The sequence below is a fragment of the Streptomyces sp. CO7 genome (genome assembly GCF_053474865.1).
The window spans coordinates 69,731-70,613 of record NZ_JBRIOU010000006.1; the positions used below are offsets into that span (position 1 = coordinate 69,731).

Annotated in this window: 1 pseudogene; it reads right to left on the reverse strand. The window is 76.3% G+C overall.

Annotated elements, in window-relative coordinates:
• Nucleotides 1–883: pseudogene (locus tag ACOV8S_RS21665) on the reverse strand (ATP-binding protein); the annotation flags it as partial.

An 883-nucleotide genomic window follows, 5' to 3' on the forward strand; every position in this document is an offset into this window, starting at 1 on the left:
CCCCGGGACCGTCGTCCCCGGGCCCCTCGTCGCCCGATCCGTCCGGGCCGTCGTCGGCCGGGGGCTGCGAGGGCGGTGGGTCCGGCGGGAGTTCGTCGTCGCCCAGGATCCGGTCGAGGAGTTCCTCGTCGAGTCCGGGCGCGTCGAAGGGGTTGCGGCGGCGCCGGTGCGGCAGGGCGAGCCGGGCGGCGCGGCGGATGTCGGCGCGGGTCACGGTGGTCCGGCCGGCCCAGGCGGCGTGGGCCACGGCGGTGCGGGCGGTCACGATGTCGGCGCGCAGCCCGTCCACGTCGAACGCGGCGCATATCTCGGCGATCTTGGTGAGCGCGGTGTCCGGAAGGAGGACCCGGCCGAGCCGTTCGCGGGCCGCGGCCACCCGTGCCGCCAGGGCCTCCTCGGCGGGGCGGTGGCGGGCCGCGAAACCGGCCGGGTCGGCGTCGTAGGCCATCCGCCGCCGCACCACCTCGGCGCGCGGCGCGGGATCGCGGGGCGCGGCGACCTCGACGGTGAGGCCGAACCGGTCGAGGAGCTGCGGCCTCAGTTCGCCCTCCTCGGGGTTCATGGTGCCGATGAGCAGGAACCGGGCGGCGTGCTCCACGGAGAACCCGTCGCGTTCGACGGTGACCCGCCCGGTGGCGGCGGCGTCCAGCAGCAGGTCGACCAGGTGGTCGGGGAGGAGGTTGACCTCGTCGGCGTAGAGGATGCCGCGGTGGGCGCGGGCCAGCAGGCCTGGCTCGTAGGCCACCTTGCCGTGCGAGAGCGCCTTCTCCAGGTGCAGGGAGCCGAGGACGCGGTCCTCGGTGGCGCCGACCGGGAGTTCGACGAGCCGCACCGGGCGGCTCTCCACCGATGCGTCCGCCTCGAAGCGGACGCATCGGTGGAG